19 protein-coding genes and 1 tRNA gene are annotated in these 24,466 nt (G+C 37.8%); 10 read left to right on the forward strand and 10 right to left on the reverse strand.

Features of this window, described 5'->3' with window-relative positions; all coding sequences use genetic code 11:
• Positions 1–206 precede the first annotated feature (206 nt).
• Both trxA and H3V01_RS04550 read right to left on the reverse strand, forming a co-directional pair.
• The gene (trxA, locus tag H3V01_RS04545) at positions 207–536 is read right to left on the reverse strand and encodes a thioredoxin TrxA (RefSeq protein ID WP_037395093.1); all 330 of its coding nucleotides are present in this window, start codon (positions 534–536) and stop codon (positions 207–209) included.
• 158 nt (positions 537–694) lie between these two features.
• Entirely contained in the window at positions 695–1,879 is a 1,185-nt protein-coding gene (locus tag H3V01_RS04550; RefSeq protein ID WP_198186105.1) for an O-succinylhomoserine sulfhydrylase, read from the reverse strand.
• 208 nt (positions 1,880–2,087) lie between these two features.
• Here H3V01_RS04550 and yaaA point away from each other — a divergent pair, with 208 nt between their 5' ends.
• The 6 genes from yaaA (at position 2,088) to H3V01_RS04580 (ending at position 10,894) form a co-directional block, all read left to right on the forward strand.
• On the forward strand, positions 2,088–2,870 hold the full coding sequence (yaaA, locus tag H3V01_RS04555; RefSeq protein WP_198186106.1) for a peroxide stress protein YaaA: 783 nt from the start codon (positions 2,088–2,090) through the stop codon (positions 2,868–2,870).
• Positions 2,871–2,977: 107 nt separating this feature from the next.
• Positions 2,978–3,068 (forward strand) — tRNA-Ser (locus H3V01_RS04560).
• Positions 3,069–4,032: 964 nt separating this feature from the next.
• Positions 4,033–5,679, forward strand: coding sequence for a type I restriction-modification system subunit M (locus H3V01_RS04565; protein ID WP_198186107.1), 1,647 nt, complete (start codon positions 4,033–4,035; stop codon positions 5,677–5,679).
• Positions 5,680–5,733: 54 nt separating this feature from the next.
• Positions 5,734–6,285 (forward strand): hypothetical protein, encoded by a 552-nt coding sequence (locus tag H3V01_RS04570; protein WP_198186108.1) that lies wholly within the window; start codon positions 5,734–5,736, stop codon positions 6,283–6,285.
• Positions 6,285–7,628, forward strand: a complete 1,344-nt coding sequence (locus H3V01_RS04575; protein WP_198186109.1) for a restriction endonuclease subunit S — start codon at positions 6,285–6,287, stop codon at positions 7,626–7,628. The genes H3V01_RS04570 and H3V01_RS04575 overlap by 1 nt, the downstream gene beginning before the upstream one ends.
• 5 nt (positions 7,629–7,633) lie before the next feature.
• Positions 7,634–10,894: a type I restriction endonuclease subunit R gene (locus H3V01_RS04580; protein ID WP_198186110.1), complete on the forward strand. Its 3,261-nt coding sequence runs from the start codon at positions 7,634–7,636 to the stop codon at positions 10,892–10,894.
• Positions 10,895–11,546: 652 nt separating this feature from the next.
• On the opposite strand, the gene H3V01_RS04585 is transcribed toward H3V01_RS04580, so the two are convergent.
• Entirely contained in the window at positions 11,547–11,849 is a 303-nt protein-coding gene (locus H3V01_RS04585) for a hypothetical protein (protein WP_198186111.1), read from the reverse strand.
• 796 nt (positions 11,850–12,645) lie between these two features.
• Between H3V01_RS04585 and clpB the strand changes: the two genes are divergently transcribed.
• The 3 genes from clpB (at position 12,646) to H3V01_RS04600 (ending at position 17,287) form a co-directional block, all read left to right on the forward strand.
• Positions 12,646–15,219 (forward strand): ATP-dependent chaperone ClpB, encoded by a 2,574-nt coding sequence (clpB, locus tag H3V01_RS04590; RefSeq protein WP_037395109.1) that lies wholly within the window; start codon positions 12,646–12,648, stop codon positions 15,217–15,219.
• Between the two features lie 177 nt (positions 15,220–15,396).
• Complete coding sequence (locus H3V01_RS04595; protein ID WP_198186112.1) at positions 15,397–16,716, forward strand: serine hydrolase domain-containing protein; 1,320 nt, start codon at positions 15,397–15,399, stop codon at positions 16,714–16,716.
• A gap of 97 nt (positions 16,717–16,813) precedes the next feature.
• Positions 16,814–17,287, forward strand: coding sequence for a CYTH domain-containing protein (locus H3V01_RS04600; protein WP_084586808.1), 474 nt, complete (start codon positions 16,814–16,816; stop codon positions 17,285–17,287).
• Between the two features lie 44 nt (positions 17,288–17,331).
• Here the strand turns inward: H3V01_RS04600 and prmB are convergent, their stop codons facing one another.
• From prmB to H3V01_RS04620, 4 genes are all read right to left on the reverse strand, one after another.
• A complete protein-coding gene (gene prmB / locus H3V01_RS04605; RefSeq protein ID WP_198186113.1) occupies positions 17,332–18,237 on the reverse strand; it encodes a 50S ribosomal protein L3 N(5)-glutamine methyltransferase in 906 nt (301 codons plus the stop codon).
• Positions 18,238–18,314: 77 nt separating this feature from the next.
• Positions 18,315–18,821, reverse strand: coding sequence for a hypothetical protein (locus H3V01_RS04610; RefSeq protein WP_025330830.1), 507 nt, complete (start codon positions 18,819–18,821; stop codon positions 18,315–18,317).
• Between the two features lie 4 nt (positions 18,822–18,825).
• Positions 18,826–19,338: a DUF2062 domain-containing protein gene (locus H3V01_RS04615; protein ID WP_051506454.1), complete on the reverse strand. Its 513-nt coding sequence runs from the start codon at positions 19,336–19,338 to the stop codon at positions 18,826–18,828.
• Positions 19,339–19,575: 237 nt separating this feature from the next.
• Positions 19,576–20,199 (reverse strand): Smr/MutS family protein, encoded by a 624-nt coding sequence (locus H3V01_RS04620; RefSeq protein ID WP_084547799.1) that lies wholly within the window; start codon positions 20,197–20,199, stop codon positions 19,576–19,578.
• Positions 20,200–20,366: 167 nt separating this feature from the next.
• Here H3V01_RS04620 and ubiM point away from each other — a divergent pair, with 167 nt between their 5' ends.
• Positions 20,367–21,581, forward strand: a complete 1,215-nt coding sequence (ubiM, locus tag H3V01_RS04625; RefSeq protein WP_198186114.1) for a 5-demethoxyubiquinol-8 5-hydroxylase UbiM — start codon at positions 20,367–20,369, stop codon at positions 21,579–21,581.
• A 76-nt stretch (positions 21,582–21,657) separates the two neighbouring features.
• On the opposite strand, the gene pyrF is transcribed toward ubiM, so the two are convergent.
• From pyrF to H3V01_RS04640, 3 genes are all read right to left on the reverse strand, one after another.
• Positions 21,658–22,386 carry an orotidine-5'-phosphate decarboxylase gene (pyrF, locus tag H3V01_RS04630; protein WP_198186115.1) on the reverse strand — a complete coding sequence of 243 codons (729 nt, stop codon included), beginning with the start codon at positions 22,384–22,386 and terminating at the stop codon, positions 21,658–21,660.
• A 223-nt stretch (positions 22,387–22,609) separates the two neighbouring features.
• Positions 22,610–23,794, reverse strand: coding sequence for a lipopolysaccharide assembly protein LapB (gene lapB / locus H3V01_RS04635; protein WP_025330835.1), 1,185 nt, complete (start codon positions 23,792–23,794; stop codon positions 22,610–22,612).
• A gap of 1 nt (position 23,795) precedes the next feature.
• Positions 23,796–24,137, reverse strand: coding sequence for a LapA family protein (locus tag H3V01_RS04640; protein WP_084553124.1), 342 nt, complete (start codon positions 24,135–24,137; stop codon positions 23,796–23,798).
• Positions 24,138–24,466: the final 329 nt, after the last annotated feature.

The following is a 24,466-nucleotide window of genomic DNA, read 5'->3' on the forward strand; positions in this document are numbered from 1 at the left end:
ATATTTATTCAGTTTATACAAATTAACTTGCAGTTAATGGATTAGAGAAAATTTTGAAAAACCAGCCAGCTACAAAATAATAGATAAAAACAAATAATAAAAATTATGCTTTTGAAAGACTAAATCATATTAAGCTATTTATCTGGCTTATATATGATTCAGTTTATTCAAAAGCACGAAATAATTCTTAATTTAGTTAGAAATTATTAAATAGATGCATTGATAAATGCTTCCAGTTGTCCTTTATTCAAAGCTCCAACTTTTGTAGCAACACTGGCGCCATCTTTAAATATCATCAATGTGGGTATACCACGAACATTAAATTTAGCAGGAGTATCCTGATTCTCATCTACATTAAGTTTCACAATTTTCAGCTTACCTTGATAAGCCGAAGCCAATTCGTCCAGAATCGGCGCAATCATTTTGCATGGCCCACACCAGGGAGCCCAGAAATCCAGTAGTACCGGTACATTCGCCTGCAAAACTTCTTTATCAAAATTGCCATCACCTACATGAACAATTAAATCGCTACTCATTATGGTTTCCTTTTATTATCGGGTTTCTATATAAAATATAGCTAATCAGCTATCAATGCAATAGTAAAATAAAACTAACTGATTACATGATAATCAGATACCATATACACAAAACACTAATAGCTGTTTAAATTAATCTGAAAATTATTTTCAATACATCAAATATTTATCTTACTTAATGCATTAGCCAAATCAGCTTTCAAATCAGAGGCATGCTCCAAACCGACAGATAAGCGAATCAGTCCGGGCTGAATTCCGGCTTCCAGCTTAGCTTCCGGAGGCATACGGCCATGTGTAGTCGTCCATGGATGAGTGACAGTTGATTTAACATCGCCCAGATTTCCGGTTTTACTAAACAGAGTTAACATGTCAATTACCTGCCAGGCAGCTTTTTCACCACCTTTAACTTCAAAAGCTACAACAATTCCGCCACCTTGCTGTTGCTTTTGCACCAGTGATTTCTGCGGATGATTAGACAGACCAGTATAATGTACCGTTATTACCTGTGGTTGCGTTGAAAGAAACTGAGCTACCTCCAGCGCATTAGCGCACTGCTTTTCCATTCGGATATACAAAGTCTCCAAACCACTTAGAAGTATCCACGCATTAAAAGGTGACAATACTTCGCCGGTAGTACGGACATGTAAAAAAATTTCATTTACCAATGCTGCACTGCCGCAGATAACTCCCCCCATTACACGCCCATGACCATCAATCGCTTTAGTAGCAGACTCGACTGATAAATCTGCCCCAAGTCGCAACGGCTGTTGCAAAGCCGGCGATAAAAAACTGTTATCAACAACCAGTATAGCCTGATTATTATGTGCAATTTCTGCAAGTCTAGTGATATCAGCCAGTTCATTCAGCGGATTAGACGGCGTTTCAACAAAAAGCATTCTGGTATTAGGACGGATAGCGGCCTGCCATTCAGTAATATCAGTCTGACTCACCAGTGTCACTTCAATTCCAAAACGTGGCAAAATATTATTCAGTAATCCAATCGTAGTTCCAAACAAACTTTTACTGGCTACCAAATGATCGCCAGCTTTTAACAAAGCAAGAAAAGTAGCATTGATTGCAGCCATTCCTGTAGACGTTGCCAGGCCTGCCTCTCCCTGTTCGAGCTGAGCCACCCTTGCCTGAAACGCTGCAACAGTAGGATTATTAGTACGTGTATAAGTATAACCTTGTGTAGAACCTGCAAATAAAGATGCGCCAGTTTCTGCATTTTCAAACATAAAACTACTGGTCAGAAACAGTGCAGAATTGTGTTCATTGAAGGGAGTTTGTTCCTTAGCACCCCGGATGGCGATAGTTTCAGGATGCAATTGTAAAGTAGACATGATTGTTTAATTTATCTATAGATATTGAGTAAAGAATTGTGCCGCTTTTTTTATAATTGTGCAAATAACCGGCTTTTATAAACAAAGAATATAGTATTCTTTATTTCAACCCCCATACATCAAGCAAATAGTAGTGCCTCAGTATATGTTTATCATACATTTTGATAAATTATATATGGGAAAAAATAATTGAAAATAAGGATCAAAAATGTATTTTGTCATTTCACCTGCAAAAAAATTAAATGAATCAGTAGAGATTCCTACCAAAAAGTATACGCAACCTAAACTTTTGGATCAGGCACAACAACTGATGCCATTACTACAACAACTGGCTCCCCACGAAATTGCTACTCTTATGAGTATCTCCGATAAACTCGCTTTACAAAATGCCGAACGCTACCATAACTGGCAGCCCCCTTTTACACCTGAAAACGCCAAACAGGCTGTATATCTTTTTAATGGTGATGTTTATGAAGGCTTGGATGCGCTGCATTTAACTGAATCTGCGTTAGATTATTTGCAACAACATATGTCTATTCTGTCAGGTTTATATGGTGTTCTTAAACCTTTAGATTTAATTCAGCCCTACCGTTTAGAAATGAGTATTAAACTTAAAAATGCTCGCGGCAAAGATTTATATACTTTCTGGGGAGACATCATTACCAACACCATTGAACAGAATATACAGTCAGAAGAATATAAAGTACTTATTAATCTCGCGTCACAAGAATATTTCAAAGCAATAAATACTAAAAAAATATCTGTACCTGTTATTGCACCTGTTTTTAAAGATCAGAAAAACGGTAAATATAAAATTATCAGCTTTTATGCTAAGCGTGCACGAGGTTTGTTTATGCGCTTCGCGGCAGAAAATCAGTTAACAGATCCGGAACAGTTAAAAGAATTCGATTATGATGGCTATTATTATGATAAAGCTTCATCCAGTGAGACAGAATGGGTATTCCTGCGTGATGAAAACAGCCATCACTAAATTTAATCAAAAATAAAATGAACGATTTAACCAGAAATTCTCTGTTTGCTTATACAAAACACTTGGCAAATCCGCATTAATCGTCTATTATGCGCATCTTCAAAGACGGAAGCGTGGCAGAGCGGTTTAATGCAACGGTCTTGAAAACCGTCGAGGGTTGATAGCCCTCCGTGAGTTCGAATCTCACCGCTTCCGCCAGATCATTAAAACTAATTGCCTACTAAAAATTATTAATTTGTATTAATTTTTAGTAGGCAATTTTTATCAACACGTATATTCAGTACGCATATAATAAAATCTAACCCTAAATTTCAGGTCGAATACTAAGCATCAATTACGCAAAATAACGGCACTGACAGTTAGTAAAATAACTAAGCTAGGACTTTATGATAATGGTGCATACCAGATACAGTTTTGTAACATGGTGCAGACATCGCGGGCATTAAAACCTTTTGAAAAAGAATGTTTGCAAAATACTTCAAATTGCTGTTTCATTAAACAGCACTTCATATTGATTAGAGTCCCTTGAAAAATGTTTTTGAGGTGCTTAGGGGTATTTCTCTTCTCTTAACTGACAAAAATATAAAACAGATAATGCCATCACTTTTTGAAAAAAGAATTTTACATGTAAAATTTTTTGTAAAAAATGATTAAACAGAGAATAAAACGCTATAGCAGCACAGATAGTCCGAAGATATCCTAGGTTGTTAGTGCACAATAGGCTAAGAATCATACAGATATTTTATCCCGGAAAAGAGTCGCTTCGAGTTACATATAAAGCAACTGATACAGATTTCTTACAAAAAATAGATAGAAATTTCTGAATAAACATTTGTACTAACAGTGACCATGCTATCTGTCTACTCATATTCACTGTAGTTTAGTTTTATTATCTATAAAATGTAACCAAGACCAATTTCTATTTATACCTTTTTAGGATGTGTATTGCGCTTAAATAAGCCTACCAACACTAACAAAATTACAGCATGAATAAAACTTTCGATGCTAGCTACTACTACGTACAAACGAGTTAATTTATAAAAATACTATCACGAAACGTGCGTATACTGGCAGAGAATAATTAATCCATATGTTCATCAAAAAAAATAAGTGGTATATTTAAAGATTTTATTTAGTGTTTAAATTATACTCTGGCATAGCAATGACATCTAAGAGTTTTTCAGAAATAGCCAATTTTATCTGGTCAGTAGCAGACATATTAAGAGGTGATTTTAAGCAATCACAGTATGGACGTATCATTTTACCTTTTACACTTTTACGTCGGCTGGAATGTGTCCTAGAACCAAGTAAAAAGCAAATTCTAGAGCATTATCAACAAATAAAATCGCAAAACCTCCCTGAGGAAAGCCTCATAAATATATTGCAATTAGTTTCAAATCTGTCTTTTTACAATCTATCCCCAATGAACCTGTCTAAATTAGGTTATAAAGATATTAGGACTAATTTAAACAGCTATATTCAAAGCTTTTCTAAAAATGCCCGTGAAATTTTCACGCATTTTAAATTTGAAGAGCATATTGCTTCACTGCAAAGTGCCAACTTACTCTACAAAGTAATAGAAAAATTTGCCCATACAGACCTTAGCCCCAAGGCTGTTTCCAACTATGAAATGGGGTTGGTATTTGAAGAGTTAATCCGCCGTTTTGCAGAAAGCTCCAATGAAACAGCGGGAGAACACTTTACCCCAAGAGATATTGTGGAGCTGGTCGCAAGTTTAGTTGTTATAGACAAAAACGACGTCCTTTCTTCCAGTGGAAGAATTGTTTATATTTATGACCCAACAGCAGGGACAGGAGGATTTTTATCTTCTGCTATGGAAACACTACATGCAATGAATAGTGAAATAGTTCCTGTAGCATTCGGCCAAGAACTTAATCCTGAATCTTATGCGATTTGCAAAGCAGATATGCTGATTAAGGGGCAAGACCCTGAAAGAATTAAATTAGGCAATACCCTTACTGATGATAAGCTTCGCTGTGAACAATTCGAATTTATGCTTTCTAATCCACCCTTTGGCGTGGACTGGAAAAAAGATGAAAATATTGTCAAGACAGAGCATCTAGAGGGCTACAACGGACGTTTTGGTGCTGGACTACCTCGTGTCTCTGATGGTTCATTACTATTTTTATTGCATATGCTGAGTAAAATGAAAGATGTTGATGATGGTGGCAGCCGTATTGGTATTATCTTAAATGGTTCTCCGCTATTTACAGGCTCAGCTGGCAGTGGTGAAAGTGAAATACGACGCCATATTTTAGAAAATGATTTACTTGAGGCCATCATAGCACTCCCTAATGATATGTTTTATAACACAGGTATCGCTACCTATATCTGGATACTGACCAATAATAAAAATACAGCGCGTAAAGGTAAAGTCCAACTGATTAATGCAGTTAACCTCTTCGATAAGATGCGCAAATCATTAGGTTCAAAGCGTAACTATCTTACCGAAGAACATGCTGCTACCGTTATTCAAACTTTTGGGCAATTTAGTGAAGCCTCACAAACTGATCCGACAACAAACCAACCGCTAAGCAAAGTTTTTGAACCCTATCAATTTGGTTATCGGCGAATTACGATTGAAAGACCTCTGCGCTTGGCGTGTCAATTTACTGGAGAAAATATAGAAAAGCTCCGTTACTCCAATAAAGCAAACTATACTGAAGCTATGCAGATGATATATCATGATTATGGTCATCAATGGACAGCAGAAACCTATGGTGAGCTCAACGACTTTGAGGCAGATATTCGAGCCCGTCTGAAACAAGAACAAAGCAAACTCAAATAAAAAGATATTAAAGAAATCTTAAATGCTAAATTATGGCTTGCTCAAAAAGCCCTTATGGAAAAAGCAAAACAACTGCAACAACAGTTAGGCACGGAGGTTTTTAATGATTTTAATAGCTTTGAACCTGTCTTGAAAAAAACAGCTAAAGCCGAAAGTATAGAGTTTGATAAAAACGAATACAAACAGCTGATTGAAGCCATTAGCTGGAAAGAGCCTAAGGCTGAACCTATTATCAAAAAATCACTTAAAACTCAGAAATCTAACCCACTTTATGGCGAATGGAGCTACCAAGGTAAAATAGTGACTTTTGAAACAGACAGCGAATTGCGTGATTACGAAAATATCCCGCTTAATCCTAAAATTCCAACCAAGCAACTGGTAGAAGACTACTTTACGCAAGAAGTAGCCCCTCATGTGCCTGATGCTTGGATTGATGCAGGAAAAAAAGACCATAAAGATCATGAGATTGGCATAGTTGGTTATGAAATACCCTTTAACCGTCATTTCTATATCTACCAGCCACCCAGACCTTTAGAGGAAATCGATGCGGAGCTAGATCAGCTAACCAGCGAAATTATGCAGCTATTACGAGAGGTGCATAGCTGATGGTGGAGAAATATAAAGCTTATCCAGAATATAAAGATTCAGGAGTCAAATGGTTGGGAAAGATTCCAAGTAATTGGTCTGTAATTCCATTAAAGAGATATTTTTCTATTATTAATGGCTCGACGCCAAAGTCAGGTAATGATAATTTCTGGAATGGAGATATTATCTGGATAACACCTTCCGATTTAAGTAAATTGACATCTTTTGATATCATAAACTCTATTAGAAAGATAACCAAATCAGGTTTAGCCTCTTGTGGAACATCTATAGTCCCTATAAACTCTATTATTCTATCTTGTAGAGCTCCTATCGGTTCTATTGGTTTAGCAAAAGTTGAATTGTGTACTAATCAAGGTTGTAAATCATTAGTACCATTTCAGGATAGTTCTTCTTACTTCTATGCATATGTATTAAGTATATGCACAGAAGAATTAAATGCCAAGGGTAAGGGAACTACATTCCTAGAATTATCGAACGATGAACTTGGCTACTTTTCTCTACCAAAGCCAACAATAAAAGAGCAAAGAAATATAGTTATTTTTTTAGATTACGAAACCTATAAAATAGATACCCTTATAAAACAACAGCAACAACTTATCAAATTATTAGAAGAAAAGCGTCAGGCAGTGATTAGTCATGCTGTGACTAAAGGTTTAAATCCTAATGTGTCTATGAAAGAGTCCGAAATAGATTGGGTAAAAAATATTCCTTATCATTGGGGGAAAACACCAATGCGCTGGAGTACTAAGATTTTTTCTGGAGGTACTCCATCAAAAAATAAAGAAGAATATTGGGAAAATGGAACTATACCTTGGTTAAATTCAGGGTCTGTTAATCAAAAAAAAATCACAACACCATCGGCATATATAACTAAAAAAGGATACCTATATAGTAGCGCAAAGTGGATACCTAGGAACTCGTTAGTAATTGCACTAGCAGGTCAAGGAAAAACTAAGGGAATGGTTGCAATAGTAGATATAGATACTACTTGTAATCAATCAATGGGAGCTATTATTCCTAATAAAAATAAATTTATCACTACATATTTATATTACTGGTTATTAATTAATTACCAGAATATTAGAAATTTATCTGGTGGTGATTTACGTGATGGACTAAATTTAGAATTAATAGCAGATATCGAGTGTCCAATGCCGCCTTTAGAGGAGCAAGAAAAAATATGCTCCTTTATTGAAAAAGAAATCTTTATAATTAATCAACTGAATGATAAAACAAATCAAGTGATAGACCTTCTAAAAGAACACCGAACAGCTTTAATTTCCGCAGCCGTTACAGGTAAAATAGACGTGCGTAACTGGCAAGCTCCTACAGTAACGGATTAAACTCAATGAATAAAAGTCTAGAAAAAATATTTCAGCAAAATATTATTGATGCATTATGTGCGCAAGGTTGGCAACTCGGTATGTCTTCTTTCTATAATAGAAAATATGCCTTATATTCCGAAGATACATTGGCTTTTATTCAAACCACGCAAGCTCAGGAATGGCAAAAATTTACTCAGCTTTTTCCTGAAAATACTGAGCAACACTTTATAGAGCACTTAACAAAACAGTTACAAAAAGCTGATCCCAATGCGGTGGACAAAGAACTCAGAACCTTTGGTACACTAGGCGTATTGCGCCACGGTTTGCGGATTCGTAATTGCTCTTTCTCGCTATGTCAATTTAAACCTGAACATGAATTAAACCCCGATATTCAAGCCCGCTATCAGGCTAATTGTTTCCGTTTAGTTCCTGAATTGGTTTATAGTCCCTATGCGACAGCTGAGCAGTTGCAAGAGACTGGAGAAAAAGCTAAGGCCTGCCGTATTGATCTGGTATTGTTTTTAAATGGCTTACCCATTGCGACATTGGAGCTTAAATCAGAGTTTCAACAAAGTGTTGATAAAGCCATTAGCCAATATAAAACTCAGCGTTTACCTTTGGACCCAGAGATAAAAAAACCAGAACCCCTACTAACATTTAAACAAGGGGCGCTCGTTCATTTTGCGGTAAGTCAGTATGAAATCTATATGGCTACACGACTAGAAGGTAGTAAAACAAACTTTCTACCTTTTAACAAAGGTACAAAAGAAGGTGGTAAAGGCAATGATGTTCCTGAAGATATTAATCAATATGCTACTCAATATTTATGGGATGAAGTCCTATACCCTGAAACCTTGTTAGAGATTATCGGACGTTTCATCCATCTGGAAATTAAAGAAAAAGAAGATGCAACAGGACGCAAGCAAAAACAAGAGTCTATGATCTTCCCCCGTTATCATCAATGGGATGTTGTCAAAAAATTAATAGCTGAGGCAAAAAATAAAGGTGCTGGTTATCGCTATCTTATCCAGCATAGTGCAGGCTCTGGAAAGTCTAACTCTATCGCTTGGACAGCACATCAACTGGCAACACTTCATAATGAACATGGCGAAAAACAGTTTCACTCAGTCATAGTTGTGACTGACAGAACCGTATTGGATGATCAGTTACAGGATACTATCTATCAATTTGAACATGAAGAAGGGATGGTAGCCAAAATAACACATAAAGAAGGTAGTGGTTCAAAATCAGAAAAACTGGCTAATGCACTCAAGCTTAACAAACCTATTATTATTGTGACCATTCAAACCTTTCCTCACGTATTGGATTTCATAGAGAAAGATACGCAGCTAAAAGGACGTCGCTATGCCATCATAGCTGATGAAGCACACTCTTCCCAAACAGGAAAAACAGCGAATAAAGTTAAAGATGTTTTACTATCAGAGAACTATGAGGAAGAACAAGATATCGAAGATAAACTTAATGACATGATGGAGGCTAGACGAGGCAACGCTAATCTAAACTATTATGCTTTTACGGCTACACCAAAACCTAGAACATTAGAGTTGTTTGGAGTTTTACCTAACCCAACGCTACCGCCCTCTAAAAAAAACAAACCTTATGCATTTCACGTTTACTCAATGCGCCAAGCAATTGAAGAAGGCTTTATTTTAGATGTATTGCGAAACTACACATCTTATAAAGTAGCGTATAAATTAGCACGAAAAATTGCCGACAATGATTATCAGGTAGACGGTAAAAAAGCAAAAATTAAACTTAATCAATGGGTACGTTTGCAAGAACATAACATTGCGCAAAAAACAAAAGTGGTTATAGAGCACTTTAAAGATAATATTATGGACTTATTAGCGGGACAAGCCAAAGCAATGTTAATTACCAGTTCACGTAAAGAAGCTGTACGTTACAAACTGGCCTTTGACCGCTATATTCAAGAAAAAGGATATACCAATATTCAGGCAATTGTGGCCTTTTCTGGCGAAGTATGCTTCACTGAAAATGATCCTGATAGTGCTTGTTTATTGGGTGAGAAATTTACAGAAATAAATATGAACCCCAGCCTTAAAGGGCGGGATATGCGCAAAGCATTTGATACAGATGATTATCAAGTGATGCTTGTTGCCAATAAATTCCAAACAGGTTTTGATCAACCCAAACTATGTGCTATGTATGTGGATAAAAAACTAGGAGGGGTGGATTGTGTTCAAACACTTTCTCGCTTGAATCGTACTTATCCAGGAAAAAAAGAAACAGGCACCTTTATTATTGATTTTTGTAACGATCCACAAGAAATAAAAAAAGCTTTTTTGCCTTACTACCAAACAGCCGAACTTATTGATGTTTCTGATCCTGATATTATTTTTGATCTATTTGAAAAATTAAAAGCAGCGGGTATTTTTCAGTGGACGGAGGTAGAGCAGTTCTGCCAAGCATTTTTTGATGAAAATAAAAGTAGTGCGGCCATAAGCAATATTTGTAAACCAGCAATAGACCGCTGGCAAAAACGTTATAGTAATGCTGTAGAAACTTATAAAAAAGCACTGGAATTTTATGAGCATGTCAAAAATACAACTGATGATGTCATTATTGATAATGCACAAACTTCACTAAACGAAGCTAAAAAAGAAAAAGATCGTCTAGAAATCTTTAAAAAAGACTTAGGTTCATTTAGCCGCTTTTATGAATTTATGTCTCAGTTGGTTAATTATGAAGATATACGCTTGGAAAAATTAAATCTCTATGCGCGTTATTTACGTCCATTATTAAAAGAAACTCCATTTATTGAGGAAATTGATTTAAGTAATGTGCAAATGACACATTATCGCCTGGCACGCTTAAAACAACAAGATATTAAGCTCAAGGCTGAAGAAGCAAAAGATAGCAAATTACCACCCACAACAGGTATAGGAACAGGCTCGCCTAAAGATCAAAATAAAGTATTACTGTCTGAGATAATTGCAAGATTTAATAGTCTATTTAGCGGAGATCAGCTGACGGAAAACGATACTGTAAGCTACTTCACAAATATAACCAATAAATTAGAAGATAACCCAATTATTATCAATCAATTAAAAAATAATACTAAACAACACGTCATGCTGGGCGACTTCCCTAAAGAGCTCATTAATGCGATGTTTGCTTCAGGTAAAACAAATAATGATATAACCATGACATGCTTGAAAGATCCTAAAAAAATGAAGGAGCTTCAAGAGCTAATTTATGCTGCAATGATGATAAAAATTGCCGATAACAGCAAACGAAAATAATTATTTATAGTTATTTTTAATAATCATATAAAGTTAAATTGTAAAGTGCAGTCACTGCTTAATGTACTTAACATACGTGACTGTGCTGGCAAAATCACTTTTTATGCACTTTTAAAGCCCATTATAAGAGTAATCCCCAATTCCTTTGTCAATTAGTTTGGTTTTAAAAAGATGACAGCATTAATACTTTGATTTTAAACATCCGATGTTAATGTAACAAATTTCATAACTTTAATTTATCGGGAGCTTTACTAGAAGTAGCATTTAATTTCAAAATAAAGTTATTCTGTTATTTGTGACTCTAGAAGGTGGCTGTTTTGAAGAATTATTACAAAATATATTGAAATATTATTTTCAGTAACTGCCATTAAAAGTATAAAATTAAATTTTAAAAATTTAATTTTTAATAATGAGATAGATAGAAGAAAGCAGCATTTTCTGTCTCAACTAAAGAATATTAGAAGAAATGACTACTTTAAAAGCAAAATTATTTACTTATAAAAAGCAAAATCCTTATAGTTTTTAAAAGATTCAGCAAATTATTGTGATATGTAAAATAAAAGTTTCGCATCGATATCCTGAAACTTTTATTTTACAATTTTAACATACATATCATAGACATATATTTTTATACTCTACCATGTGAAACTAATTAACTATTCCCGAAATCATGATGCTTAATTCGCTGATAGTTATACCAGTTTGTTTGATTTGCCATCAAATTAGGTTGATTTTCTTGTAGTTCAGTATATTTGGAATTACCATCTTTCAGCTCGGGATTATCTTCAGCACTACTGGATCCTGAAGATAAACTTGTTTGAACATGTTGCTGAAACTCCATTTTCCGAGCTTTTTTATCCAGCATTGATATATGAATTTCTGTATCATAAATGCTTTTCAGTTCGAGCAATTTTTGATAAGTAGCAATCAACTCTTTATTATCAGGAGTTCGCATGATTTGCCCTTCAAGAAATTCACGGCATTTATTAAACTCTTCAGTTCTCATGGCTCATATATTAAAAAAATCTCAATATCTAAATTTTACACCATTTACAGAAATTAGCATGGAGAAATTGAATTAATATTCAAGTTATTCAGATATTATTGATATAAATATCTGATATTACATTCGTTAAAAATTTATCTTTATTCTCACAAATACGGGAATAGAGAAATTTAAAATTCTAAATCAAAATTTCAAGTACTTTTTTCTCAAAATATTAGAGATATAAGCAAAGCAATTGCACAAAAATTAATCACGCTTAAATTGGATTGATTCACCTTGTTTTTTTATAGTTATCCACAGATATACTCACAAAATTTGTGAAATTCTGAAGTACTTTGAAATGATAGTAAAGGCTGAATAATAAAAATAATCAATCATATATATATGTTTTTAAAACATTTTTAATTTATTAAGTAAATTGAAAAAGTAAAACAACATAATTGAAATTAAAGTTCAGTAGCTTCAGACGTTTTGAATTAAAAATATCCTGATAAACGCTCACAATTTCTACTCATATAGATTTTGTTTCAATAATATTGATAATGCACCATAAAATTATACAAAGTAGGAAATTTAGACTTGAATTCTTCAATAAACATAAATAAAAAATATAAGTATATTTAGGTTGATTTTTTATAAATCAGGAATTTAAATCCAATCAAAATATTTATCCATACTGGTACTTGACATTAGTTTTCTGATACCAATATATCTGTTAATGAAAATATAACTAAAGGAAATTTTGATGAGATTCGATAAGCTTACCGCAAAGTTTCAGCAAGCTTTACAAGATGCACAAAGTCTTGCTTTAGGACAGGATGCCGGTTATCTGGAAGCCGTATTTATATTGAAGGCTTTACTGAATGATAATGATAGTGGCTGTGCTGCTTTACTTACCCAGGCTGGTGCAAATGTTGCACAGGTTAAACAGCAGGTTGACTCTACTATTAATGGTTTACCCAGAGTATCCGGTCAGGGGGGTGAAATCCTACCCAGTACTGAATTGCAGCACATTCTCAATCTGATGGATAAAGCTGCTATTAAACGTAATGATGCTTATATTGCCAGCGAGTTGTTTTTGCTTGGTGCTGTTCAGGAAAACGGACAATGCGGACGTATTCTGAAACAGGCTGGTGTTACAGAAGATAAATTGAATTCGGCGATAGATGCCGTTCGCGGAGGCGCAAGTGTGGATAATCCTAACGCAGAAGATCAACGTGAAGCATTGAAAAAATATACAACCGACCTGACTGAAAAAGCACGTTCGGGTAAGCTGGATCCTGTGATCGGGCGAGATGATGAAATCCGGCGCACTATTCTGGTGCTTGAACGGCGTACTAAAAACAACCCTGTACTCATCGGTGAACCGGGTGTAGGTAAAACTGCTATTGTTGAAGGTTTAGCTCAACGAATTGTGAATAATGAAGTTCCAGACTCTTTGCGAAATAAGCGTTTGCTTTTGCTGGATCTGGCTAGTTTGATTGCCGGTGCAAAATTCCGGGGTGAATTTGAAGAACGCCTGAAAGCAGTACTTAATGATCTGGCTAAAGACGAAGGCAATACCATTATTTTTATTGATGAAATACATACACTGGTAGGAGCTGGTAAAGCCGATGGTGCTATGGATGCAGGTAATATGCTCAAGCCGGCTCTTGCGCGGGGTGAATTGCATTGCATCGGTGCGACAACATTGGATGAATATCGTCAATATATTGAAAAAGACCCTGCTCTGGAACGCCGTTTCCAGAAAGTATTGGTAAAAGAACCAACAGTTGAAGATACCATTGCCATTTTACGTGGCTTACAGGAACGCTATGAAATCTATCATGGTGTAGAAATCACTGATCCGGCAATAGTAGCTGCTGCTGAATTATCTAATCGTTATATTACCGACCGTTTCTTACCAGATAAAGCCATTGACCTGATTGATGAGGCTGCATCATTAATTAAAGTTGAAAGCCAGTCTATGCCTGAAAGTATGGACAAGCTTAAACGCCGTGAAATACAGCTGGAAATTGAACGCGCATCTCTGGTGAAAGAAGATGATGAAGCCAGCAAAAAGCGTCTGGCACTGCTGGATGAAGAGCTGGATAATGTTAAGCGTGAGTTTGCCGATCTGGATGAAATCTGGAAAGCAGAACGAGCCAAAGCTCAAGGCAGCGTTACAATTAAAGAGCAGATTGATCAGCTAAAAGTTAAGATGGATGCGCTTAAGCGTAATGGTAAATGGGAAGAAGTGGCTAAGCTGCAGTATGAAGAATTACCCCGGCTTGAATCCCAGTTACAGGCTGCTGACAACGGGCAACAGAATAATCAGCCTAACAAGCTGTTACGCACTAAAGTAGGTTCAGAAGAAATTGCCGAAATTGTTTCGCGCATGACCGGTATTCCGGTATCCAAAATGATGGCTGGTGAACGGGAAAAACTATTGAGAATTGAAGAAGTATTGCATGAACGTGTAGTGGGACAGGATGAAGCTGTACGCGCTGTAGCAGATGCAATCCGCCGCTCACGCTCCGGTTTATCAGACCCGAATAAACCATATGGCAGCTTTTTGTTCCTCGGCCCCACCGGTGTAGGTAAAACAGAGTTGTGTAAAACTCTGGCAAGCTTTTTGTTTGATAGCGAAACCCATCTGATTCGTGTAGATATGTCGGAATATATGGAAAAACATTCCGTTGCGCGCTTAATTGGTGCACCTCCCGGCTATGTTGGTTATGAAGAAGGCGGTTTTTTAACTGAGCAGGTACGCCGCAATCCTTATAGTGTGGTTTTACTGGACGAAGTCGAAAAAGCTCATCCGGATGTATTTAATATTTTGCTACAAGTTTTGGATGATGGTCGTTTAACTGATGGTCAGGGACGTACAGTTGATTTCAAAAATACGGTTATCGTTATGACTTCCAATATTGGCAGTCAGGAAATCCAGAAAATGGAAAGCGATGATTATGCTGCGATTAAGGCAGTAGTAATGGATGAAGTTAAACAATACTTCCGCCCTGAACTGATTAACCGTATTGATGAAGTTGTTGTATTCCATAGTCTTAACCAATCCAATATTCGTGCTATCGCTAATATCCAGCTTGCCGGTCTGCGTCAGCGTCTGGAAAAAATGGATTTACATTTACAGGTTGATGATGCCGCTTTGGATGTACTGGCTAAGGTGGGATTTGATCCGGTCTATGGCGCACGTCCTCTGAAACGGGCCATTCAGACTGAAATCGAAAATCCACTGGCTAAAGAATTACTGGCTGGAGACTATGCTCCTAACAGTACAATTATGTTAACGGCTCAGGATGGTATTTTGACTTTTGCCTGATTATCAATTGAGAAACCTGCTGTAAAGCAGGTTTCTTTTTAATTTCAAATCAGCTTTATATATTTATTTTATATAATTAATAAACCAAAATCATTGAAATTATTACTTTAAATATTGGTGGCATTTATAAGCTTCTAAGATACCTGATAATAATTTAGATGATATACAGAATATTTTATGAAAATGATAAATAAAACTTTTAAAACTGCTTTATTAAGTCTGTGTTTAACTACCAGTTTTAACATTCATGCAGCAACTACGCCAAATAGCTGTAAATCATTAGGTCTCAACAATTGCCCTTCTCCATTGGACAAAAAATTACCGGATGTCAAAAACATGTTAAGCTGGAATCAGCAACAACGGGCAATTGGCTTTCGTAATGACTATCGCTCTTATCCCGGTGATGTTTTTCACGCTGCTCATGGCCTGCCACTGCCCAGAGCGCCTCAAAATCTGTCTAATGTAAATTATCAGATTCATGGTCAGTCATATCTGCTAAAAGATTATTTAAAGCGTAATAATGTAACTGGAATGATGGTAATTAAAGATGGCAAAGTAGTATGGGATTATTACGCCAATGGTAATAATCCTACTACACTTTGGACATCACGCTCAGTGGGTAAATCGGTGGTTTCTACACTTGTAGGTATTGCTCTTAAAGAAGGTAAAATCAAATCGCTGAATGATGAGATAGTGAAATATAATCCTGATGTGCGGGGAACAGCATGGGAGCACGTGACAATTCGTCAACTGCTTCAACATACTTCTGGTGTGAACTGGAACGAAGATTACACTGATCCGAAATCAGATTTTTCACAACTTACTCAATGTGAGGCTAATCCTGATACTTATACGTGCGTTAACAGTCTGGTAAAAGCACCCGGCCGCAAATCATATGCTAAGCCCGGTAAAGCATGGTCTTATTCATCCGGTGGTGCATGGCTGCTAGGAGACACACTGGAAAAAGCAACTGGTGAAAGTATTGCCCGATATCTACAGAATGAAATCTGGCAACCATTCGGTATGAACAGAGATGGTGTGTGGCACAGTTATACCGTGGGACAACATGATGTGGGTGCACACGGATTTAATGCCACGCTTGAAGACTGGGGTAAATTTGGCCTCTTCGTAATGAATAATGGTACGCTGCCAGATGGCAGGCAGATTTTACCTAAAAACTGGGTTAAAGATTCCCGTAACTGGAATCAGGCGAAAAATTCAGTCAGCAAACTGCATCCGGAAGGAAGTTATGGCTATGAATGGTGGAATAATAGTGTACCGGCTATTGTAAATGATGTTTCTCCAAAAACAGGGCTGAACAGTCAGGACAGCATGTGGGCTTTAGGAATTTACGGACAGATTATTATGGTTAATCAGAAACAGAAGCTGGTTATTGTGCAATGGTCTACTTGGCCTAAAGCTGAGCCCTCTTTTCTGGAACAGCCACTGGAAGCATCTTTAATGTTTAATGCAATTGCTAACAGACTTGCATCATAACTGTTATTATTTAGCCTGACACAAATCTGTGCACCAGTTTACTGCCAAACAGTTTCTGGTGCTTTTTGGCATATAGTTTGATTCACAAGATTTTATTATGGCACAGGAAATTGAACGTAAATTTCTGGTAGTAGGCAATGCGTGGCGGAATCTGGCATCAGCTAAGCATCTTTGTCAGGGCTATTTATCGACGGTTAAAGAACGAACCGTACGTATCCGTATTTGTGATGATAAAGCATGGATAACGATTAAAAGCACAAATCGTGGCATTACCCGTACCGAATTTGAATACTCAATTCCGGTTGCAGATGCCAGACATATGCTCACTCATATGGCAGAGCAGCCAATAATTGAAAAATATCGTTACCGCATACCTTTAAATGGACTTATCTGGGAAATTGATGAATTTTTAGGTGTGAATCAAGGCCTGATTGTGGCTGAAGTTGAATTAAACCACACTGATGAGCATATTATTTTTCCAGACTGGATAGGACAGGAAGTATCGGATGATCCCAGATATTACAATAATAATCTGGTCAGAAAGCCTTTTACATCGTGGCATAATTCTTAATTTGCAGACTTCTGAACAATCTAACCAGATATATCACAGTTAATCTACGCTTCACCTAATAATTGTTCGCGTGTCAGCAAAAAGACAAAACCATCTCCGCCACTGGTAGGCATCCAGGTAAATGGCAATTCTGGAAATGCCTGCTCCAGTACTTCGCGATTATGTCCGATTTCAACCAGCAATACCCCTTTTGGGTTAAGATATCTGGCAGCCTGCTGAATAATCTGCCGAGTAGCATCCAAACCATCAATCCCGCTGCCTAATGCCAGTTCTGGCTCATGCAGATACTCTTCTGGCAATTGTGCGACTGATTCGGCATCTACATAGGGCGGATTTGACACGATTAAATCATAAGTTGTATCAATACCGGTAAACAGGTCGGTATGAATAAGATTGATTTGATCCTCTAATCCATAGTCTTCAATATTCATACCTGCTACTTCAAGCGCATCAAGACTGATATCTACTGCATCAATCATCGCATCCGGATAAATGTCCGCCATCTGAATAGCCAGTGCACCGCTGCCCGTGCATAAATCCAGTGCTCTGTGTACCAGTTCATCATATTCAATCCATGGATGAAGCGGTGCACCTAAAAGCTCATAAATAAATGAACGCGGCACGATTACTCTTTCATCAACATAAAATTCATATGCTCCCTGCCATGCCTGATGGGTAAGATAAGCCACTGGTATGCGTTCACTGGTACGGCGTTGAACAAGCTGTAGCAGCAGTGACTTTTCTGTGTCGAGCAAACGGGCATCAAGAAACGGTTCTAATGTGTCCAGTGGCAAATGTAAGGTATGTAAAATCAGGTAGGCAGCTTCATCATAGGCATTATCATTTCCATGACCAAAAAATAATTCTGCCTCTTGAAACTGACTTACAGTAAAGCGTAAAAAATCACGTACAGTATGCAGTTGCTGCGCTGCTGCTTCAAATACAGACATGTATCACTCCGGCAATAAAACAAGTGTGAATTATAACAGTTAAAAAGTTATCTAAAATAACCGGCCAAAGCCGGCTGTTAATAATGCGGTAACAGACTACGATTATCCGGATGTCTGATAAGCGGTTTAAGCAAGCGACGAAAATCCACCTGTGAATGCTGATACCGTTTATCACCGTTTAATGCCAGAAAATAATGCTGTACTATATTCGCCTGTTGCTCCATATTCAGCTGATTGAGGCTGATAATTGTTTCCGGAGGCGGATACCGGTAGGCACGAGCCTGATAGTAGCCTGCTTTAAGTGCAAGACAGACTCCGGCAAATAAAATTGGAAAACCATGCTGGCTTTGCCAGACATGCATAAGCTCATGCATCAGCCAGCCTTGCATGCTCAAATCCGACTGAGTAAAATCATCAACATAATATGCCGCCGGAAAAATAATATGATTTCCGCATGTTATGGCAGCATGCGGATGTACTAGCCACCATGCATCACGTACTATCTGCACTTTTGTCCAGTCTGCTGCATTACCCAGAAACTTTCTGACCAACCTCAACTCGTTATCCGTTAATGATCTTTGCATGTCTTTATTTCTGAATGGTGGTCACATGTCTGCGGGCAAACCACTGCCAGCCATTCCAGACCACAATATATCCGAGGGTTGCAAGTATCATGCCCAATACTGGCACACCCAAAAGTAAAGGCTTACCAAACTGAATCAGCCATTGCCATAATTCAGTCCCGAGATGACCTAATTTAAACTCTGGCAATTCAGGCATGGCTTTGCCCCACTGACCATATAATAAGCCCTCACCAATCTGATAAGCACAGTAATATAAGGGTATATAAGTTAGCGGATTTGTATACAGTGTAGTTAAAAGTGCCACGGGTAAATGTGTGCGTACCACATAAGCCACTATCAGAGCGGTAAGCATTTGGGTAGGTCCGGGCATGAGACCACAAAACATGCCAACAGCTACAGCAGAGGCAGCACGTTCTCGATTGAGCTGCCAGTAATATGGCCTGTCAAACCAGCGTGCAAATGGTTTAAACCATGGAGAAGCAAATAATGATGCCTGTGTTGGCATTTTTTGCCGCATATACTGAATCCATTTGGTTAGGCTTCTATCTATCATCTTGCCGAGACCAAATTTGAAAATTATCAATACAGATTATCATACTAAAAAACATAACCTAATTTTTTAATTATAAATCAAACAAAAAATCAGATATTTGCGATGATAATAATTCAATACCAATATCCGGTTTAACCTGATTCTGTTGATTTTCACTTTTACTTTATGCTGATTGGTTAAAACAGGTAATTAAACACAAATTTATTCCCGTTCAAACGCACGATGCTTCTTTTTAACCAGCACATATACTGCACCATCATTACGCTCATTTGGCTGAGCATAAGCCAGCACTTCGGGGTGTGCCATTAACCAGCGGCGTACAAGTGTTTTCAATACAGGCTGATAATCCTTTGATCCCAGTCCGCTGCCATGGACTATTTCACCTACTACTCCATATTGCTGAATATAATCAATAAATTCATTCAATACTTCCTGAGCTTCATCCTGACGATAGCCATGTAAATCTACATAAGCTACGATAGGCCATTGCTTCGCCTGCAAGCGCTTAATATCAGCTGTACCGCGACCATTTTTACTGAACACTGGCGGTGCAGTATCATTCTGATTTTCACCAACATAAAAATAGCTGCTTTCATCTGTTGATTCTTCCTGACGGGTTCGCAATTTAATCGGGCTGGTATCACGCGGATGCTGAAACTGATTTCTTGCCTTTAATGGCGTAATATCTTTTCCGATCGCTTCAGCAAAATTGACATCTGTCTGGCGCTTTTGTACTTCTTTTGCCTGCTGCTCTTCTGCCAGACGTTTCGCTTTAGCCTGTTTACCCAGTTGCTGCAATTGATCCTGAAATGAGTTTTTAACCATTTGTATAATCATTCATATATAAATCCTATTACCATGATTTTAACAGAGCAATAATTTAAGGGTTAAGCTTGACGTTTATTAACTTTCTTTCAAACGGATATAGGATTCAAGCTCATTTTCAGTTATTCTAACGCTGTATTGAATATATTCATTCAGGAATGGATTTTATGGCAGCAAATAATGTGTCTTCACACTCAGATAAAGAAACTGATGTCATTATCGTCGGAGCCGGACCTGCTGGTTTAAGTCTGGCACGCGCTTTAGCTCCATCAGGACTTTCAATTACTGTAGTTGAAAAACAGGAAATGGCTGTACTGGCGCACCCGCCTTTTGATGGCAGGGAAATTGCTCTGACACATTATTCAAAAGAATTAATGCAGCAGTTGGATATGTGGGACAAAATTGCACCAGATGAAATTTATCCTTTGCGTGATGCTAAAGTAATTAACGGCTATTCTAACTATCAGCTCCATTTTGAACAGCCAACAATGGCTCGCGGCAAACCGGCCAATACACTGGGTTTTTTAATCAGTAATCATAATATCCGGCGTGCTGCATACGAAGCAGTCCAGGCCTTTAATAATGTAAATATAATTACTGGCCATAGTATTATTGATGTAAAAAATGATCATGCAAATCAAATTGAAGCCAAGCTGGATGATGGCCGGCTAATCAAAGGGAAACTACTTGTTGCTGCCGATAGCCGTTTTTCCAATACACGCCGCCAGTTGGGTGTTTCGGCTCAGATTCATGATTTCGGGCGTACAGTAATTGTTTTCCGAATGCAGCATACATTGAGTAATCAGCATACTGCACTGGAGTGTTTCCATTACGGGCGTACTCTTGCTCTGCTGCCACTTGAAGAAAATCTCACTAATTGTGTTGTTACTATTAATAATGAACATGCAGGAGACATTCTAGCCATGTCTCCTGCTGAGTTGGCCGCAGATATTACCCAACAGCTCAAAGGTAAACTAGGTGAGATGCATTTGGTTAGCACTGTTCATCATTACCCGCTTGTCGGCGTCCATGCCAATGCATTTTATGCTCAGCGCAGTGCCCTTATTGGAGATGTGGCAGTTGGTATGCACCCAGTAACAGCTCATGGTTTTAATCTTGGACTAAGCGGAGTAGGCATATTGTCCAAACTGATTAACGAAGCCGTATCTAAAGGAAAAGATATTGGTAGCCAGACATTACTAGCTCAATACCAGAGACAGCATATGCCGCATACTCGGATTCTGTATCACGGAACTAACGCTATGGTGTCTTTATTTACTAACGACAGCCACCCTGCCCGACTGATGCGCTCACTGGTATTGCGTATCAGCAATAATCTGCCTCCGGTGAAAAAACTGATTAGCAAACAGTTAACCGGATAATCCAATTTATACAACCAATAAAATAGCTGCTAACCATATATGTGTTAGCAGCTATTTTTTATCAAAATTTTTCTGCTTAAATCAGACCGTTATTAATTTGTTGCAATAGCTCAATTGGGTTCTGACTTTGCGTTACCGGTCTGCCCATTACCAGATAGCTGCTGCCTGCAGCTAAAGCTGCTTTTGGAGTCATAATACGCCGCTGATCATCTGTAATTGAATTTTGTAATCTGATACCGGGCGTAACCAGTAAAAAATCCTGCCCGAGCTGTCCGCGTAATAAAGATGCTTCCTGAGCAGAACAAACCACGCCATCAAGACCGGATTGCCGGGTTAATTCAGCCAGACGAATAACTGTTTCATCTATGGATGATTTTATACCGATTTCTGCCAGTTCATTCTGAGTCATACTGGTTAATACCGTTACTGCAATTAATAATGGCGGCTGGCTGCAATTACTAACAGCTTCAGCAGCAGCTTCCATCATTCTTCGACCGCCCGATGCATGCATATCTACCATCCACACGCCCATATCAGCAGCCACTTTACAGGCAGACGCTACGGTATTGGGAATATCATGGTATTTTAAATCAAGAAAAATCCGATAGCCTTGTAATACAAGCTGCTCAACCAGATAGCGGCCAGTAGCAGTAAATAGTTCTTTACCTATTTTAAGCTGGCACAAATCCGGGTCCAACTGACGAACAAAATCCAGTGTTGTTTCAGCATTGGCAAAATCCAGCGCCACAATGACAGGTTTTGCTTTCTGATTCATTAAAGTAGTATCAAGCATCAATGGATTCATATTTCGCAAATCATCATTCAATATTGTCTTTAACAATACACATATATGTATATTGCTAAAAACTTATTCATAGAAATATTAAATATGATATTAAACTCCAATTTAATATCATATTATTTTTAAAAGTCATTTATGATTTTAAAAAATCATCTGTAACTGATTGTGTGCAGAATTTCTGTACATCAGAGCAAATATTCAGCAACTGATAAGACTTATCAGCCAACTACACATCAATCCGATTTGGCGTAAATGTTTCCCATTTATTACAAGCCGGACAATGCCAGAAGAATACCTGAGATTTAAAATGACAATGGCGGCAACGGTACATCACAGATTTTTGCATCTGCATGCCCACTACTGAACGCATCATATCAACTTCGGCTTTCCACTTCGAACTGATAGTATTTTGTAAAACGCCGAGTAAACGGTAAGTTCCAGTCAGAGTAGGCTTACGCCGCACCAGATCAATAACAATTTCGGTAGCTCGGTCTTCACCATATACAGGTAAAGACTTTTCATATATCACGCCAGATAAATCCAGCTGCGGAAACGTCTGGGCAAAACCAATTAAAACTTCCAGACCGTCTGCTGCTTTATTCATACCATCATAGGCATCATATAAACGCTCACCTACCAGACTGAGATATTCATAATTCTGTTTTTCAATAGCGCTATAAGCATCTACAGCAGCCTGAAAATTTTGTTGTTTCAGTTCTACATCACCAAGAATCATATTAGCCCGGCTGCATTTGCGATTAACCGCCAGAGCCTGAAAAATATACTCACGTGCTTTATTGTACTCAGACTGATACAAAGCTAATTGAGCTAGCTCACAATAAAATTGAGCAATTTCAAATTGATAAGTCTGATCTCCGGTACTGAGTTCTTCTGCCAGCTTAATGGCTTTTTCCCAGTCCCGATCCTGCTGATAAATATTCAGCAATATCTGCCGTGCCTGTCTGGCTTTACTGCCATTAAGCAAACCAACCAGAATCTGCTCAGCACGGTCTACCAGACCGGCGGCCTGATAATCCTGTCCAAGTTCGAAAGCGACAATATCACGACGTTCTGCGATAGTTTCTGGTAGCTCCAGTAATTTCTGATGTAAAGCGATGGCCTTATCATTTTCACCACGCTGACGGTACAACTTCCCTAATGTCAGATGCAGCTCATACGTGCTTTGACGGGCATCATTTTGCTGATCGACAACCTCAGCCAGTTCACGTACTGCAACCGCACTTTTATTCTCAGCCAGAGCATCCAGACTTTTATAAAATCCTTCCGGAATGGCTTTCGCCTGTTTCAGCACTGCCCGCATATCTACCCGGGCAGCAAACCAGCCCATAGCAAAAAATACAGGTAACAAAATAACTGGTGCCAGCCACATCCAGAAATCATTACTATCCATATTAATTATTTACTTTCTTCTGATCAAAATTACCGGATTGTGACTGAGTAGCAGTAGTGGCAAGATTTTCAGTATGTACTGCCTGAGCGGCTGCCTTAATTTGTTTATCAAGCTTAGTCTGTAACTGATTGACCTGACTGCGCAGACGTAATAACCGCCCAAACATGGCAAACACACCAAAAACAGCACCAATAATAAAAAATATCAGTAATAGGACAATTAATGGCAAATTGACAGTTTGTCCGGGTAAATAATTGAATGCAGTCATTTGTGTATTGCTTACAGCAAGCAGCAACAATATCAGCAATACCACTATTTTTATTAATGCATAAATAATTTTCATACTTATTCACCTTACTCTGTACTGTTTTCTGAAGATTTAATCAGACGTCAGATACAAGCCGGATTATTGAGGAAGCAACACAGTTTAAACGATTTCACGCCTTTTTAGCAAAAACTGCCCCCTGCTTTCAGCATTGGCAAGCAAAACAGGCAGTGATAATATTTACTTTTACATAAAGTAACAGCGGCTATCGGCTAAAGATAAGACCAACAGCTGTTGTTACCATTATTTTTTGTACTGCCTAGTCACCAATCCTGCCTTGCCCTATCCATTGCAACACAGGGTTCCGGCCACCGCAGCTTAATGTCTTATTTTGGAGAAGTTTTATT

The sequence above is a fragment of the Snodgrassella sp. M0351 genome (assembly GCF_016100575.1).
Classification (GTDB): Bacteria; Pseudomonadota; Gammaproteobacteria; order Burkholderiales; family Neisseriaceae; genus Snodgrassella; species Snodgrassella alvi.